The 15,637-nt window shown below is 47.2% G+C and carries 15 protein-coding genes; 4 read left to right on the forward strand and 11 right to left on the reverse strand.

All coding sequences use genetic code 11. The features are described from left to right. Nucleotides 1-401: 401 nt before the first annotated feature. The 4 genes from AB4111_RS04015 to AB4111_RS04030 form a co-directional block, all read right to left on the reverse strand. Nucleotides 402-761: a winged helix-turn-helix transcriptional regulator gene (locus AB4111_RS04015; protein WP_062833989.1), complete on the reverse strand. Its 360-nt coding sequence runs from the start codon at nt 759-761 to the stop codon at nt 402-404. A 266-nt stretch (nt 762-1,027) separates the two neighbouring features. Further along, complete coding sequence (gene hxlB / locus AB4111_RS04020; RefSeq protein ID WP_339241951.1) at nt 1,028-1,591, reverse strand: 6-phospho-3-hexuloisomerase; 564 nt, start codon at nt 1,589-1,591, stop codon at nt 1,028-1,030. A gap of 4 nt (nt 1,592-1,595) precedes the next feature. After that, entirely contained in the window at nt 1,596-2,228 is a 633-nt protein-coding gene (gene hxlA / locus AB4111_RS04025) for a 3-hexulose-6-phosphate synthase (protein ID WP_036670570.1), read from the reverse strand. 374 nt (nt 2,229-2,602) lie between these two features. Then, nucleotides 2,603-3,685 (reverse strand): lactonase family protein, encoded by a 1,083-nt coding sequence (locus tag AB4111_RS04030; RefSeq protein ID WP_442030570.1) that lies wholly within the window; start codon nt 3,683-3,685, stop codon nt 2,603-2,605. A gap of 217 nt (nt 3,686-3,902) precedes the next feature. On the opposite strand from AB4111_RS04030, the gene AB4111_RS04035 reads away from it, so the two are divergent. Beyond that, nucleotides 3,903-4,832: an AEC family transporter gene (locus AB4111_RS04035; protein WP_442030571.1), complete on the forward strand. Its 930-nt coding sequence runs from the start codon at nt 3,903-3,905 to the stop codon at nt 4,830-4,832. Here the strand turns inward: AB4111_RS04035 and AB4111_RS04040 are convergent. The 5 genes from AB4111_RS04040 to AB4111_RS04060 form a co-directional block, all read right to left on the reverse strand. Further along, a complete protein-coding gene (locus AB4111_RS04040; RefSeq protein WP_442030572.1) occupies nt 4,810-5,400 on the reverse strand; it encodes a DUF2062 domain-containing protein in 591 nt (196 codons plus the stop codon). The two genes, AB4111_RS04035 and AB4111_RS04040, sit on opposite strands and share 23 nt — an antisense overlap. 58 nt (nt 5,401-5,458) lie before the next feature. Next, nucleotides 5,459-5,917 (reverse strand): OsmC family protein, encoded by a 459-nt coding sequence (locus AB4111_RS04045; RefSeq protein ID WP_342572702.1) that lies wholly within the window; start codon nt 5,915-5,917, stop codon nt 5,459-5,461. Nucleotides 5,918-5,938: 21 nt separating this feature from the next. Next, entirely contained in the window at nt 5,939-6,706 is a 768-nt protein-coding gene (locus AB4111_RS04050) for a DeoR/GlpR family DNA-binding transcription regulator (RefSeq protein ID WP_442030573.1), read from the reverse strand. Nucleotides 6,707-6,843: 137 nt separating this feature from the next. Next, nucleotides 6,844-7,974 carry an NADH-dependent flavin oxidoreductase gene (locus AB4111_RS04055; protein WP_442030574.1) on the reverse strand — a complete coding sequence of 377 codons (1,131 nt, stop codon included), beginning with the start codon at nt 7,972-7,974 and terminating at the stop codon, nt 6,844-6,846. Between the two features lie 205 nt (nt 7,975-8,179). After that, a complete protein-coding gene (locus tag AB4111_RS04060; RefSeq protein WP_091016984.1) occupies nt 8,180-8,857 on the reverse strand; it encodes an SOS response-associated peptidase in 678 nt (225 codons plus the stop codon). Nucleotides 8,858-9,085: 228 nt separating this feature from the next. Between AB4111_RS04060 and AB4111_RS04065 the strand changes: the two genes are divergently transcribed. Next, nucleotides 9,086-9,607, forward strand: coding sequence for a hypothetical protein (locus tag AB4111_RS04065; RefSeq protein WP_442030575.1), 522 nt, complete (start codon nt 9,086-9,088; stop codon nt 9,605-9,607). A 43-nt stretch (nt 9,608-9,650) separates the two neighbouring features. Beyond that, nucleotides 9,651-10,322, forward strand: coding sequence for a hypothetical protein (locus AB4111_RS04070; RefSeq protein WP_442030576.1), 672 nt, complete (start codon nt 9,651-9,653; stop codon nt 10,320-10,322). A gap of 137 nt (nt 10,323-10,459) precedes the next feature. Here the strand turns inward: AB4111_RS04070 and AB4111_RS04075 are convergent, their stop codons facing one another. Next, nucleotides 10,460-11,323 carry an AraC family transcriptional regulator gene (locus AB4111_RS04075; protein WP_442030577.1) on the reverse strand — a complete coding sequence of 288 codons (864 nt, stop codon included), beginning with the start codon at nt 11,321-11,323 and terminating at the stop codon, nt 10,460-10,462. A 170-nt stretch (nt 11,324-11,493) separates the two neighbouring features. Here AB4111_RS04075 and AB4111_RS04080 point away from each other — a divergent pair, with 170 nt between their 5' ends. Continuing rightward, nucleotides 11,494-13,488 carry a beta-galactosidase gene (locus tag AB4111_RS04080; protein WP_442030578.1) on the forward strand — a complete coding sequence of 665 codons (1,995 nt, stop codon included), beginning with the start codon at nt 11,494-11,496 and terminating at the stop codon, nt 13,486-13,488. 122 nt (nt 13,489-13,610) lie between these two features. On the opposite strand, the gene AB4111_RS04085 is transcribed toward AB4111_RS04080, so the two are convergent. Then, complete coding sequence (locus AB4111_RS04085; protein WP_442030579.1) at nt 13,611-15,521, reverse strand: AraC family transcriptional regulator; 1,911 nt, start codon at nt 15,519-15,521, stop codon at nt 13,611-13,613. Between the last annotated feature and the right edge of the window lie 116 nt (nt 15,522-15,637).

Raw genomic sequence — 15,637 nt, forward strand, 5'->3', positions numbered from 1 at the left:
GGGAGTATAGGTTGGACTAAAGAATATTCACACTTACCACTCCGATGACAGAACAACCTTCCAATCGCTGTTATCCCCGGATTTTTTGATTCAATTTTATAAAGGTGAAAATCCGGTGATAAAGGCGAACGCTCCGCTTCTTCAGGTTCTTTCTGTCCTCTACGTTCTCGTGTGAATGTTTAGTTCAATCTATATAAAAGGGGCATCTGAAAAAAAGGCAAAGTGCATGCTTTAATGTAGCTTTCTTTCGGAAAGCTTTTAACTTCGCTTCTTCTAGCTATTTCTGTCCTCTACGTTTCGTATAAACTTTTGTTCCACTGACCATGGTTTGAAAGTAACTAAAAAAAACGCTAGGAGATGGAAAAACTCCATACACCAAGCGTTTTAATGAATATAACTAATTAGCTTTCTTTCCAGATTACATTTTCACCGTAATTTTTACCCCAGTTATACATTGCGTGCAGGACAGGCATCAGGCTCTGGCCGTGATCTGTCAACGTATATTCTACCCGAGGAGGGACTTCTGCATAAACCTTACGCTCAATCAGCTTGTCTTCCTCGAGCTCACGCAACTGGTTGGTCAGCATCTTCTGGGTAATATGAGGGATTAAGCGTTTCAGCTCACTAAAACGTTTGGTGCCTTCCAGACCCAAATGCCACAAAATGATCAGTTTCCATTTGCCACCGATCACCGCAAGGGTCAATTCCTTCTCACAGTTGATTTCTTTCAGATTAATCCGTTCCTTGACTTCGGCTGCCATGGCTCCGAGCCCCCTCATCTTCAATCTTATATCGCGTATATTACGCATATCACGGGGACACTTCACATAAGGTAAGCTTTCCGCTCCATGCATGATGTAATAAGTACATTCATTCGATACAGCTTTCTATTAATTCTACTACAGCCTGGTCGGGATGCAAAGTTTAACTCAAAATTACGGATAAATCTAAACAAATGAATGCCTATGCATCGCAGAAAAGACCAGAACCCTTCATAATCAAAGGATTCCGGTCTTCCATCTATTCACTATTCCAGGTTAGCGTGGCGGCCAAACATATCCGCTCCGGTCATACCCTTCATTTCCATCATCGTAAGGATGAGAGCATCCATGCCGATTAACAGTCCCTGTTCAAACAGCGAGCCCATTGGCTGGATGGTTACTTCCGCTCCGGAAGTCGCTGTGTCCTCTTTGGCTGAAGCCGGAAGGCGCACTACCGTAGTTGCCAATTGACCAATCGTGGACTCTGGCTTGATCGTAATCAGGCCGACAGGTGCTCCTGCTTGACTAGCCTTCTTAGCCATCGCTACGAGACTGCCTGTCTCTCCTGAGCCAGAGCACAGCAAGAGGAAGTCTTTCGAGCTGATCCCGGGTGTAACGGTCTCGCCCACCACATATACACGAAGCCCCATCTGCATCAATCTCATGGCAAAAGCCTTTCCCATCAGACCTGACCGACCTGCTCCTGCTACAAAAATCTGTTCTGCAGCCAGAATATGTTCAGCCATCGCTTGCATTTCTGCATCATCGATCTGGCTCAGGGTACGTTCCAGCTCCTTCAAGATGTCAGCTGCGTACTGTGTTTTGCTCATCTGCTTACCCTTGTTTAACAAGACGTTGCATTTCAGCTGCAACTGCGGCTTTGTCAGCTTGTCCTGTGATACCGCCACCTACAATAACCAGATCCGGTTGTGCTTTGATTACTTCTGGCAATGTTTCCAGCTTGATTCCACCAGCGACAGCCGTTTTAGCGTTTTTCACAGCAGCTTTGATTGTTTGCAGATCTTCGAACGGGCTTTGTCCTTCAGCTTGCAAGTCATAACCTGTGTGTACACAGATGTAATCTACGCCAAGCGCATCAATTTCACGAGCACGTTGTTCAAGGTTAGGCACGTTGATCATGTCTACAAGAACTTGTTTGTTTTGTTTCTTCGCTTCTGCTACTGCACCTTTGATCGTGCTATCGTTGGTTGCCCCAAGCACAGTGATCAGATCCGCACCAGCCTCAGCAGCTTTCATGATTTCATAACCGCCTGCGTCCATGATTTTAAGGTCTGCAAGAACTTGCAGATTAGGGAATGCTTCTTTCATCGCTTTTACCGCGTGCAAACCTTCATTAATAACAATTGGTGTACCAATCTCAACGATATCAATATATTGTTCAACCTCTTTAACCAGTGCGATACCTTCAGGGATGTTTACCAAGTCGAGTGCCAATTGCAATTTCATCATTTATTTCTCCTTTGTTGTTCAAATATGGGCCGTTCCTGTAAAAATAATAATTAGATATTTAGCCTGCACCAATTTGTCTGTAGAGATGCATGCAGTGTTTGTTTTGGCTACTCACTCATTGTAGACCCTGACTATCCATTCAGGAAGTACGCACTTTGAAGTGGGGTAGTTACTTGGGCGATACTATTGATAATCATTCGTTGTTAAACGAATTACATAACAAGATTAATCCTCTGTTCAGATCCGTTTACAGCAGAACAGCAACCTAATTATCACGTTGGATGTTCAATATAAAAGACCCCGCCACATGGCAGGGTCGTTATCATTTCAATCCAGCCAAGGCTGGTATTAGAAATTTATCATTTTACATTTTACAGATATACAGGTTTCACGCATACCGGCTTGGATACACCCGTGCTGTGACCTGTGTATTTCAGACGTCCGCTCTCCTGATCCACTGTGAATGTCACAAGGTTGTTGGTGTCGCGGTTAGCAGCGATTAGCAATTTGCCGTTAGGTGTCAGAGCAAAATGACGCGGGTGCTCACCTTCAGCAGAGACATGCTCAACCAGTGTGAGGTGACCTTTGTCTGCATCTACTGCAAATACAACGATGCTGTCATGTCCACGGTTAGAACCATATACATAACGTCCATCATTGGAAACGGTGATTTCTGCTGTTGTATTCTCTTTGCCATCATATCCATCAGGCAATGTGGATACGGTAGACAATTCAGTCAACGTACCCGCTGCTGCATCATATTGGAACGAAGTAATCGAAGAATCCACTTCGTTGATCACATAAGCGAATTGACCATTCGGGTGGAACGCCAAGTGACGTGGACCTGCTCCCGGATGCGTTTTGGTTTCACTGTGCAGCACAAGTTCATTCTTGTCTGCGTCGATGGAATAGATCGCGATTTTGTCCGCACCCAGATCCTGTACTATCATGTATTTGCCATCCGGGCTGAAGAATGCGGAGTGCACGTGTGGCTTGTCCTGACGCTCAGGATGCGCACCTTTGCCTTCATGTTTCTTCTCATCCAGAAGCGCTCCAACTTCACCGTTATCCGTCAAGGCTTGCAGACCTACCAGACCACCGTGGTAGCTGGAAAGAATCAAGTATTTGCCGGAAGGATCACGCTGGATATGACATGGTGGAGCTGAAATGGAGTCATTCCGGTTCAGCAACGTTAATTTTCCTGTAGAAGGATCAATGCTCAGAGCTACAGCTTCAGACATTTTGTTGCCTTCAGCTGACGCTGTTTCACCAATCGCGTACAATTTGTTTCCTTCAGCATCCACGTTGACAAACGTTGGGTTTTTCACGCCAGCGATGCCATCAAGCTTGGACAAGCTACCTGTATCCTCATTCAATTCATATGCGTAAATGCCCTCATTTTCCGCTTCGGCGTAAGAGCCGGCCAGTACGAGCAAGCGTTTTGATTCACTCATTACAGTTTCCTCCTCTATGTGTATGTAATCTTGTTGCACCTCTTCTATAATAAATCTGCCATATCAAAATAGCAATCCGCTGTCGCTGCACATTAGGGAAATCCTCTCAGTTAAGCAAGGCGATTACTACAACATGATCATCCTGAAATCCATGTATATGGAGTTCATCTTCTGCTATGATAAGATAGGTTTTTCATCGAGAAAGGACTGAACTGCATTGCTTCACTCATTTTTACTCACGTTATACCATGTATTTTTGCCGATATCACTTCCCGTGATCGGTGGTATTCTGTTAAAACGCTTCAAGAATTGGGATACCCGGTCGCTCTCGACCTTTTCCCTTTATATTTTGAGCCCTGCGCTCATCTTCAATACATTGCTGCATGCAGAGATTACCTGGACGGACGTAACCAGCACGTTCTGGTTCTCCCTCATAAATCTGATTGCCCTTTGGGCACTCGCCGAGCTGTTAAGCCGGATTTTCCGTCTGGGTGCAAGCGAAAAAGCGGGTCTCACCCTTGTCTCCACGTTTACGAACTGCGTGAATTACGGGCTCCCGCTTGTACTGCTTGCCTTTGATCAGCTTGGATTGGACAAGGCTTCCGTCTACGTTATTGGACAGATGATCATTGTTAACACGGTAGGTATCTTTTTTGCCGCGAGATCCGAATTCACCGTAAAAAATGCGATTCTGTCCGTTTTCCGCATGCCATCCATTTATGCTGCTGGCATCGCCATTGCGCTGCGTGCGTCCAATCTGAACCTGCCTGAAGCACTGGATGGAGGGATTGCCATGCTGGCTATGGGTTACTCTCCTGTCGTTCTCGCCATTCTGGGAGCACAGATGCTCAGACCCAAAGGGGCAACGGTGCCTTGGTTGCCCAATGTACGCCGAGCCTTCTGGACCGGACTTGTGGTGCGTCTCGCAGCTGCGCCAATCCTCTCCTGGCTGATTCTGACCGCTCTTCAGGTCGAAGGTACGTTGTTCAGTGTGCTGCTGATCCTCGCATCCATGCCCACCGCAGTGAACGCCGTTATTTTGGCTGAACAGTTCAATGCTTCACCGCAGTTTGTATCTCGTTGCATTCTGTGGACAACTGCTGCATCCATGTTCATGCTGCCCATTATGATTGTGATGGCTTCCTGATTAACACCGGAGGTGATACCGAAGCGATATCCGCTTGTCGGCGTTTCTCCAGCCGGCGTTCATAACGCCGGTTGAGCGCTCTGACGTAGAAAAATTTCACGACAAAGTACGATATCACACCAAAAATGACACCAAACACGGACATACCCGCCAGAATATCCAGTCCACCAAGCAACAATTCGCTCACGGCCGACCAGTTTCCACGAAACAGCTCCATGAATGCACTCTCATGTACCAGTCCCTGTCCCATGCTGTGAGCCGGCAAAATCCATGAACCAATCTGTTTCGCAAGTGGCATCAGAATAATAGGTAAGAACGTAAGTTTACCAATCACATTACCAACAATCGCTGCTGGCATCGAACCACCAGACAGTCGCACAATGGGATAGAATGCGAGATAGATCAGGGAAGCAGTTGAGATGACGATCAACTCGAGCCCGAACCCTATGGCAAATCCGGTGGATACTTTATGGGCACCTCCGGGAGCACGTAACAATTTGAGAAAATTCAGCTTCATAGCACGTGTTAAACGTACCCAGCGGTTAGTTTTGCGCTTCTGTGTGTTCATACCGAATGACTCCTTATTTTACACAAATGACAACTTGAATCGTCTATTCTTCAGTATATCACACCGCGTTAGCTCCTGTTGTAATAATGACCGGTTGTGTCTCCATCTGGACATTACCTGCCACCGCTCGGGAGATCATGCAGGATGATTCAGCCTTGTGCGCTAAACGCTCAGCCTTGGTAATATCCGCCTCTGAAGCATCCTGGCTGAGTACAATCCGGGGTCTATGTACGATCCGTTCGTACGTAAATACGTTATTCGTAACATCTACCGTTGCTTCCGATTCAAGCGTCAATTCATCCGGCGTAATATCCGAACGCTCCAGCATTGCTGCCAGCGTGATCAGGTAACAGGTGGAAGCTGCACCCAGCAGCATTTCGTCCGGGTTGGTTCCCGTACCGGGTCCGCCCATCTCCTGCGGAATCGATATGACCGTTTTTAATCCACCCGCATCGATTGTTCCCTCACTGTTACGTCCCCCATTCCATACCGCTTTCAGATGAAAAGGATGTTTCATGACACTTCATTCCTTTCTGATTTACACACGTATACACGTAATATTTTGCTCGATCAATGCGTTAACTTGCTCTTCATCTACACCCTGATCTGTAATCACTTTCGCCACACTGCTCATCTCAGCGACTCTGGTAAATGCCTGTATATTAAATTTGCTGGAATCGGCAAGTAATATGACTTCATCCGCAATCTGGATCATTTTCTGCTTCACCAAGGCCTGTAATTCATTCGATTCACTGATGCCTTTAGTCAGATGCACCCCTTTACAAGACAAAAACACTTTATCGACATGATACGCATCAAGCGAACGTTCTGCCAGCGGTCCTACAAAAGACAGTGACTTCGAAGCCAACTGCCCACCTGTGGCAATCACACGAATCTGCTCCTTGTTACTCAGCTCTGCGGCGACCTTAATCGAGTTGGTTAATACCGTCAGTGGAATATTCGGCAATCCTGCCGCCATATACCAAGCCGTTGTACTTGCATCCAGGGCGATCCGGTCGCCGGATTCAACCATTTTCACCGCTTCGCTTGCAATTCTGCGCTTCTCTTCTGCATGGGCTACAGCCCGTTCCGGATACGGAATCTCCGACTGTAACTCTTCCTTGTATTTTACGCTGACTGCCCCGCCATGGGACCTTCTGAGCCTGCCCGACTGTTCGAGCTTGTCCAGATCACGACGAATCGTCTCTTCCGTCACCCCGCAACGCTCACTAAGTTCGGTCACACGCATGCTGCCTTGCGTATCCACCCATTCTACTATTTTCTCATACCGTTCAGCTACGAGCATATTCCTTCACTCCAAACCGTTGATTATCCAGTTGATCCTGTTCATCCATCATACCACAGAGCGATGACAAGGAGAATTTGGACCATGTGCAAAAAGAGGGGGCTTTCGCCCCCTCCGTTCCAGTTCTGAAGTGTATATTATTTATCTTCTGCCATAGGGAACCAACCCGGTGTGTGGATGATTGCATTCCACAACCCGTCCGGGATAACCAGACGTTCCTGATCGGATTTGGTCAGAATCGTTTCAATGTCTTCTTCACGTCCGCTCTCGATCTTCTCGACCCAATCCGGCTCGATAATCAATTCACGTCCAATGGCTAGCAGAGGTACTCCCGTTTGGAGCGCCTCAGCGGCCTGATCAGCGGTATGAATCGAACCTACACCGATCACAGGCATTTTGCCGTTCACACGATCCAGGATGAACTCCATTCTTGAACGTGTATCTGCTTCGCCACGTCTTGGCTTGGACCAGAATTCGTTCAGGGAAACGTGCAGGTAGTCAAGATTTTTATCTTTTAATGCATCCACCAATGCATACGTATCTTCCATTGTGAGTCCCGGTGTTTCCGGTTCTTCCGGAGAGAAACGGTAACCAATGATGAACGGCAGTTTGGTATGTTCAGCAACCACTTTCTGAACCTCATCCACGACAGCAAGCGGGAATGTCAGACGTTTCTGCGTACTTCCGCCCCAACGGTCTTCACGTCGGTTGGAATGCGGGGAGAAGAATTGCTGGATCAGATAACCATTAGCACCGTGAATCTCAACACCATCAAATCCGGCTTCGATTGCACGACGTGTCGCTTCACCAAAGTCTTTGATAATGGAAGTAATCTCGGCATCCGTCAATTCTCTTGGTTCAGGCGATCCTGGACGCTCACTCGCAACCGCACTAGGAGCAACCACTTGACCCGCAGGTACAGCTTGTTCAGGCGTCAGACGGCCGGCATGGAAAATTTGCAATATGGCAACGGAGCCCTGTTGTTTCATGGTTTCAGCCAGTTTCTTCAGACCAGGAATGAAGCGATCATCATAGACACCAAATTGAGCGGGGAAGCCAATGCCATGCTCGGTTACATGCCCTACAGCCGTAATCGACATGCCAGCACCACCGGTGCGTCGTGCATAATAAGCGAGTTCAGCGTCGGATATGGTACCATCAGCATTCGAGGACATATGAGTCATGGGAGCGAGCACGATACGGTTTTTCAGTGTAATACCAGTCGGCAGTGAAACTTGTTCAAACATCTGGTTAAACTTTGGATTCATTCGTGGTTCCCTCCTGATTATAAATATCTCTTTTAATAGATATATGAATATATGCGTTCACTTACTGTAATGATTATAGTTACGTTTCTTTGCAATTGCAACTCTTCATTTTCAGAAAGGAAAAAAAGAGCAGAGTGTCTCCAGACTCTCAGCCCCTTCATCTTCTTCATACTACCCCAAGTCCTTCACTCTATTCAAAGGATTCTTAGAAACTCCGAACGTAAGCCAGCTTCTGATCCATCTCTTCTACGCACTCGTAACAGTCGTGTTCATCGTTGGCGACCATAGGGGTGACTGGATACAGATTCATCTCTGTACTGTTATACGATTTCAATAGCGGTAACAATTGAGTCACCCGTGTATTAGCCGGGTCAAGCCAAGTGTTGATCTCTTCTTCGGAGAGGATCGCCGGCATTTTACTGCCAAACTCGCGTGTAACCATGTTCGCGCCTGTCATAAGCATCGTGCAGGTACGAAGCGGCTCTTTCCGTGTATCTCTCCATACTTCGTATAACCCAGCTATGCCGAACAGACCGCGATCTGGCATGACAACACGAACCGCATAACTTTTCTTGCCTTCTTGCCGCCAGTAATATAATCCATTGCAAGGAATGACGCAGCGCTTGGTCTCTACCAGTTTGTAATAGGAAGGATTCTCATGTACCGTCATGAGATTCGCGTTAACGGCATCACGACCCCAGAATGGAATGAACCCCCACCGGAACTCATCCAATACACGCTCACCATCCTGATGCAAAATAATCGGCGTATGCTGGGTTGGGCTGATATTGTATCGGTTTTTGTAATAATACATCACTCGCTGAATCTTGAAATGATCTCTGACTTCGTCCAAATCGGCTGCCAATGAAAAACGGTTGCACATGCTCTAGCACTACCTTTCCCTGTGTATGTTGGATGTATTGTTTGTAACTTCAGGGAAATTATGCATTGCATATTGAACAGAAAATGACTTATTTTGACACGATTATGGTCTGATCAAGAGTTATTTCATTTTTTTCACGACAAAAACAATGACCTCGGACTCATTTCAACTCAACTATTCCTTGTTACTATAATAGAGATTAAAATACATTTATTGGAGGTTTTAAGTATGAAAAGGAAGTTTTTAATGAGCATCATGTTGTTCTCGGCAATTGCGATGTTCGGCAGTACCATCTATGCAGCGACCTTCCTGACCTACGGTTATCCCAGCACTACCATCCCCATTCGCACGTATAATTACACCTCCGCATGGCAAACCCCTATGGACTCTTCCCTTGCTAACTGGAACAATGCCGGTGCCAAAGTTCAATTCACCAAAACAAGTAATTCCCCTAACACCATCACCGTAGGAAACTTCAATAACACAGCGTATGGTGTCAACTACGCCTCTGTATCCGGCAGTCAAGTCGTTAGCTTCCGCATTGAACTCAATGCATCCACCATCACCCCTGACGCGACCAACTTATCCAACTTCATTCAAAGCGTATTCGTCCACGAACTCGGTCACTCCATCTGGCTTGGTGACAACCCAACAACAACGAGTCCTTCGATTATGTCATACTCCCGCAACCGCAATTCCATGACCAAACCTCAAACCTTTGATATCAATAACGTAAGATCCAAGTACTAATCCGCTTCGAACTCATCTCAAAATCCAAGGAGGATTCCTGTCCATGAACAAAAATCGAGTATTAACACTGCTTCTCTCTTCCATTTTCATTCTATCTGCTGTTGGATGTTCTTCTGTTACACCTACTGCTTCCTCGTCGAATGCACCCATGACCATTATTGCTTCTGAAGATTACCCGAGTTATGCCAGCATTGGCGACCTGTCCGAGAGAGCAAACACCATTGTTAAGGGTAGTGTTATTGAGACTCGTGTTGAGGCTGTAAATGATATCGTACAAGTTACCGATGCTGCCAATGAAAACGAGTTGACCCCCGCCTCCGATCCGGGTGGAGATCCGTCTTCTTTTGACAAAATCTATACGATCCATACCATTCAGGTCGCTGAATCCTATAAGGGAGGTTACACTGCCGGGGAACACATTGAAGTGAAGCAACTTGGCGGACAATTAGGCAACACCGAGATTATTAATGATGACAACCTCAAGCTGATCCCTGCCAAAGACTATGTACTTTTCTTAGAAACGTATGAAGACACCCCCGCCAGCCTGCTCAACTCCGTTCAGAGTCTCTACGTGATCAAACCTGCCGACAAGTCGAATCAACCCGGCCAGCAACAATCTCAGTCAGAAGTCATTGTGAGCGCAAACCCCGAGAATGACCTTTCACTACAACTTACGGATCTGCAAGAAATTCAGAATGAACAAAAGAACCAATAACTCTTATACGGCAAACACACCGCTATTTCATCTCCGTACAGACAGCTGATCCCCTCTACTGTTCAGTCATACATAAGCATATGAGAACCGTGCTGCTCAGCATACTGGGCAGCACGGTTCTTGAGTTTAATGTGGATTCAATCCTCTGTTGATATGGAGTCTGCTTCTCCACTACCTGAGCTATAGAGCAGCCTGAATTGCTGCGGCGTCATTCCGATGTAAGTCCGAAACATGCGAATAAAATAACTGCTGTGTGTGAAGCCACATTGGGAAGCAATCTGCTTCACAGTCAGATCTGAATCTGCCAGACTTTTCTTCGCCGCCAGCATACGGCAATCCAGCAGATAACGGCCTGGGGGAACCCCCATGATGCTTTTGAACATGCGATTAAAATAATACATGCTGTATCCCGCTGTATTTGCCATGTCGGCAAGACTTAGCGGCTGCGTACAATGACGACGGATGTAATCGGCGGTTGAACGAATCGTATCCTGATGACTCAGTAAAGACGTGCCCGCCAGCGACTCGGAGTTCCTCGTAAGTTCCACCAGTAACTCGTATAGCACGGCAGATAATCTGGGTTCGTGTACACTCTCATAATGTCTACCAAGCTGGCATAATTGTTCATGCAGCGCCTCGAAGCGTTCGAATCCCGAATATGTAAACAGCCAAACCTTATCGGGACTACGGAGGTCCAGCAACCGCTCCAGATCATAGGCTTGTAGATGTATCCATCTGACATCCCAAGGGTTGGAGGGATCAGCATAGTAATGTTGAGCCTGTCCTGGTGCATATAGAAAACCTTGCCCAGCCACCAACCGCACGTTTCCTTGTTCTGTTCTGACATATCCCTGTCCACTGAAAATCAGATGTAAATTGTATTCCCGTATCCCGTCTGGACGATGCTCCCCATGCTCTGGATCGATATATCTTCCATAGGCCAGCGGATAACAGGTGTACCCGGCGAATCCCGGCTCAGGCATAAACCAATGTGTTCGCATATGTTCAACCTCCTGTTTACGTATAGGATATGGAGACTAGGAATAGCAAGATCATGATATCCTGTCGCAACATGTTGTTATATTCCCTTGTAATTATCCAGTATACAATGAAATAGACTCGTACAAAATTCACAAGATCATGATGCTTATACTAAAGGAGAACAACCGATATGAATACATACCGTCCCGTGCAAATGGGCGTCGATTATTATCCAGAACATTGGGACCCTTCCCTGTGGGAACAGGATGCCCGTTTAATGGCTGACAGCGGAGTGCGCATTGTGCGTGTGGGTGAGTTCGCCTGGAGCCGAATGGAGCCCACAGATGGACAATTTGAATGGGCATGGCTTGATCAAGCGATCGATACCTTACATCGTCATGGACTGCAAATTGTAATCGGTACACCCACCATGACACCACCACGCTGGCTTACGGAAAAATGTCCTGATGTCCTGCCTGTGCTTCCAAATGGTCAACCGTATCACGAAGGCATTCGAGGTCATCGCTGTTATAACAGTCCCAGTATGCGAACGTACAGTGCAAGAATTGTGCAAAAACTGACTGAGCGCTATGCCGAACATGCGGCAATCATCGGCTGGCAGACCGACAATGAATTCAGCTTCACGGATTGTCAGTGCGCCGCTTGTGCGGATGCTTTGCGTGTATGGGTTCGTGCTCGCTACCACAGTCTGGATCAGCTAAACCAAGCTTGGGGGACTGTGGTCTGGAGTGGCGAATATGGCGATTGGGAACAGGTTACGCCGCCGTATGGAGGCTCCTCGTTCCAGAACCCTTCATTCCTGCTGGACTACTCCCGTTTTCAATCGGATTCCATTGTGGATTTTCAACATATTCAGGTTGAGATTATTCGCCGCAATTGTCCTACGCATTTTGTCACCCATAATTTTCACAGTTATCCGCAAAAGGCAGATCAATATAAAATCGGTCAGGAGCTGGACTTCGCTTCTTTTGATTATTATCCGAACCCTTCACCGAACAAAACAGATACCGCCCCCTACAGCGGCGCACTCTCTTTGGATCTGACACGCGGCATTAAACGCCGCAACTTCTGGATCATGGAGCAGCTGAGCGGCCCTCCGGGATGCTGGTTCCCAATGTGGCGTACACCGCAGCCCGGCTTCCTGCGTGCTTACGCTTGGCAGACGATTGCTCGTGGAGCTGATGCGGTTGTGCATTTCCGCTGGCGGAGTGCAACTGTGGGAGCGGAGCAGTTCTGGCACGGGCTGATTGATCACAGCAACGTTCCAGGGAGACGTTTCAAGGAGTTTCAACAGCTATGTAACGAAGTGAACAGACTCAGTGAGCGACTACAGGGTTCAACATTGCATAATGAAGTCGCGATTCTGCATTCGCATGATCAATTGAACGCCCTTCGGATTCAGCCGCAAGCCGAAGGACTGGAATACTACGAAAATATGAAGGCCTGGCATCGCGCGTTGACCAAATTGGGCATCAGTCCGGATGTTATACACACTTTGGAGCCACTGGATGGCTATAAAATCATCATTGCTCCGCATCTGTACCTGCTGGATGAGACTACAGCAGAACGTCTGCAAGCTTTTGCAGCAGCCGGAGGCATCTTGGTCTTAACCCATCGCACGGGTGTCAAGAACGACAATAATGTCTGTGTCATGGCACCGCTCCCAGGTCTGTTATCTGCCTGTAGTGGTGTGCGGGTTACCGAGTATGATCCCGTCGGCGGGGATACCGTTCAGATTCGTGACGAACAAGGCCGTCTATATAACGCTACCCAGTGGGTGGATGTACTGGAACTGGACACGGCGCAGCCGGTCGCAGTGTATGCCGATCAATTTTATGCCGAAAGTGCCGCTGTCACCCGGAATCACTGGGGTAAAGGTGAGGTCTATTATGTGGCAACCCAGCCGGAAGAAGCGTACTTGAGCCAGTTATTGCGAAGCATCGCAGAAGGCTGTGACCTCTCCGGGATTCAGACTTTGCCACATGGTGTACAGGTGACCACCCGCTCTGGTCCGAATGGAACGTTCCGTTTTATTCTCAATCTGAGCCCGGAACCTACCTCCATTGAACTCCATGCTTCATATACCAGTGCACTTGACGGGAAACCGAAAGGACCTCATCTGGAACTGGACGGTTATGCGATCGAGATCCTGGAAATTCACTAACGATAACGATAAGATAAGGATAAGCATCACTAATAAAATTACATGGTTTCAAAAAACGAAAAAGGCCCGCTGTGCATTTCGATGCACTCGGGCCTTTAACTGTGGGCAAGAACTCCCATTCCTTATTTGGTCGGTGTATGAAGTTCAATAATCCATTCAGCCAGATCCTGTGTCTGTTTCAGCAAGGCGATGGGATCACGGAACCAGGATTGTTCCTCTGTCCATATGTACACTCTTCCATTTTTGACAGCAGGTAATGAACCCCAGACTGGATCTGCCTGAAGGTCTTTCAGTTGAGAATTGCTGGTCAGAACAATGTAATCTCCCGCGTATTTGGAGAGCAGTTCTATGGAAAATTCATGATAGGCGCCCTGCATCAACTCGGATGGAATGTTCTTCGGGGCTTGCAAACCAAGCAATTCATAGATGTTACGTCCTCCACGGCCTGACTGATTGCCAAAAATGAAAACTTGGCGATCATATTCCTGCATAACAGAGAATGTAGCGTCAGGTGGGACAACGTTCTGGACCTCCAGCTTGATTTTGGCAATCTCCTCATCGAAATCAGCCAGCCATTTCTCTGCTTCCGCTTCTTTGCCAAGGACTTCACCGAAATAGTTTACTTCGTCCTTCAGTGTGGGGAAAGTGATGGATGCAATTGAAACCGTTGGTGCAATCTTGCTGTATTTCTCATAAGCCGCCTTGTCCGGATTCAATGTAATAATGAGATCCGGGTCCAGTTCCATCAATTGTTCAACGGAATCCCCTATCGTTGCAAGACCATCCATGTGTCCTTCCAGATAAGGACTATTCATCAGAAATTGCCCCCCACCGATCGGTTTGACACCAAGAGCAAGCACAGTTCCCAGATAATCGATAGCAGCCACTCGCTCTGGATGTGCAGGGATCTCTACCTCACCAAAGGTCGTTTTGACCATTTTGGTTTCTACTACTGCCGGTTGTTCAGGTTCAGCCGCGACCTCGGATGTTTCTGCCCCCTGCTGGGCTGTTCCACAAGCACTCAATGTGAGTACAAGCGCAAGCGACATAATCGCTGATTTGAAATGGTTAAACATGTTGAGTTCCTCATCTCCAGTATATTGATAATGATTATCATCATCAATTAAAGGATACCGTTCCTCCCGGCCTGTTACAATGGATTCATTTGTTGCATATATTGCACTTTTTGAAACTGATTTCGAGTTTGCCTGCTGCTTCAACCGATATTGCCCCGGTGTAATGCCGGTCTCTTTTTTGAATATACGGTTGAAATAGAACGGGTCCGTATAACCCACATACGCAGCAATCTCCTGTAATGAAGCTTCCGTAGATGCAAGCAAACTCCTTGCCTCACCCATTCGTAACCGAATCACATATTCTGTCGGAGTACACCCCGTCTGTTCCTTGAATTTGCGAGATACATATTGCGGACTGTAACTCAAGGACTGGGCAAGCGAATCAAGTGAGATCGATTCCCGATAATGAGCTTTGATATATCGCAAAACCTGATCGGTAAGCGAAAGCTGCTGAACTTCGTTAATCATGCGACTCCGCTGTAACAATACAATCTGTACCAGTTGAAAGAAGTACACTTTGACCTGAATTTTGCCCACTTGCTCCTGCCCTGACCAGCATTCATGTATATTCCGCACCAGCTCACGCAGCTCAAGTGCATGATCCGGCGCTGTCGCCCAGGACTCTTCGAACGGATTGCGCTGGTTCAGCATCATTCGGTACTCCACCAGCACGTTGGATGGCAGCGTTGATTTGTACAAAATCAGATACACCTCTGTCACCCCAGTCGCATCAAGGGTCAGACGCCTTCCTTTACCCCCGTGCAGCAGCAAGAACTGGCTTGCAGTCCATACCTCTTCATCCAGCCAAACCTGTCCCCTGCCTTGAACATACACAAATGCACTGGTCGGTAACACATAATTACGTATGGACTCGTTGGTTTCCAGTGATATAAAACGCACATCAAGCACGCGAACCTGTACCTGATCCCACAGATTGATGTCATCCTGAATAGCCATATAGACTCCCTTTCCTAAGTGCCCCGCCATGTACAATACATAGCATTGTGACTACAGACCCACTTATTAATTGATAATGATTATCAATTATAGCAATGATGGTACCATCTTTGAAG

It is taken from the genome of Paenibacillus sp. 2KB_22 (assembly GCF_052115745.1).
In the GTDB taxonomy this organism is placed as follows: domain Bacteria; phylum Bacillota; class Bacilli; order Paenibacillales; family Paenibacillaceae; genus Paenibacillus.

What these genes read in the sequence shown, in the direction of transcription:
- AB4111_RS04015 (WP_062833989.1), bottom strand. Translation starts at nt 761, where the DNA reads ATGGCAGCCGAAGTCAAGGAACGGATTAATCTGAAAGAAATCAACTGT.
- hxlB (WP_339241951.1), bottom strand. Translation starts at nt 1,591, where the DNA reads ATGAGCAAAACACAGTACGCAGCTGACATCTTGAAGGAGCTGGAACGT.
- hxlA (WP_036670570.1), bottom strand. Translation starts at nt 2,228, where the DNA reads ATGAAATTGCAATTGGCACTCGACTTGGTAAACATCCCTGAAGGTATC.
- AB4111_RS04030 (WP_442030570.1), bottom strand. Translation starts at nt 3,685, where the DNA reads ATGAGTGAATCAAAACGCTTGCTCGTACTGGCCGGCTCTTACGCCGAA.
- AB4111_RS04040 (WP_442030572.1), bottom strand. Translation starts at nt 5,400, where the DNA reads ATGAACACACAGAAGCGCAAAACTAACCGCTGGGTACGTTTAACACGT.
- AB4111_RS04045 (WP_342572702.1), bottom strand. Translation starts at nt 5,917, where the DNA reads ATGAAACATCCTTTTCATCTGAAAGCGGTATGGAATGGGGGACGTAAC.
- AB4111_RS04050 (WP_442030573.1), bottom strand. Translation starts at nt 6,706, where the DNA reads ATGCTCGTAGCTGAACGGTATGAGAAAATAGTAGAATGGGTGGATACG.
- AB4111_RS04055 (WP_442030574.1), bottom strand. Translation starts at nt 7,974, where the DNA reads ATGAATCCAAAGTTTAACCAGATGTTTGAACAAGTTTCACTGCCGACT.
- AB4111_RS04060 (WP_091016984.1), bottom strand. Translation starts at nt 8,857, where the DNA reads ATGTGCAACCGTTTTTCATTGGCAGCCGATTTGGACGAAGTCAGAGAT.
- AB4111_RS04065 (WP_442030575.1), top strand. Translation starts at nt 9,086, where the DNA reads ATGAAAAGGAAGTTTTTAATGAGCATCATGTTGTTCTCGGCAATTGCG.
- AB4111_RS04070 (WP_442030576.1), top strand. Translation starts at nt 9,651, where the DNA reads ATGAACAAAAATCGAGTATTAACACTGCTTCTCTCTTCCATTTTCATT.
- AB4111_RS04075 (WP_442030577.1), bottom strand. Translation starts at nt 11,323, where the DNA reads ATGCGAACACATTGGTTTATGCCTGAGCCGGGATTCGCCGGGTACACC.
- AB4111_RS04080 (WP_442030578.1), top strand. Translation starts at nt 11,494, where the DNA reads ATGAATACATACCGTCCCGTGCAAATGGGCGTCGATTATTATCCAGAA.
- AB4111_RS04085 (WP_442030579.1), bottom strand. Translation starts at nt 15,521, where the DNA reads ATGGCTATTCAGGATGACATCAATCTGTGGGATCAGGTACAGGTTCGC.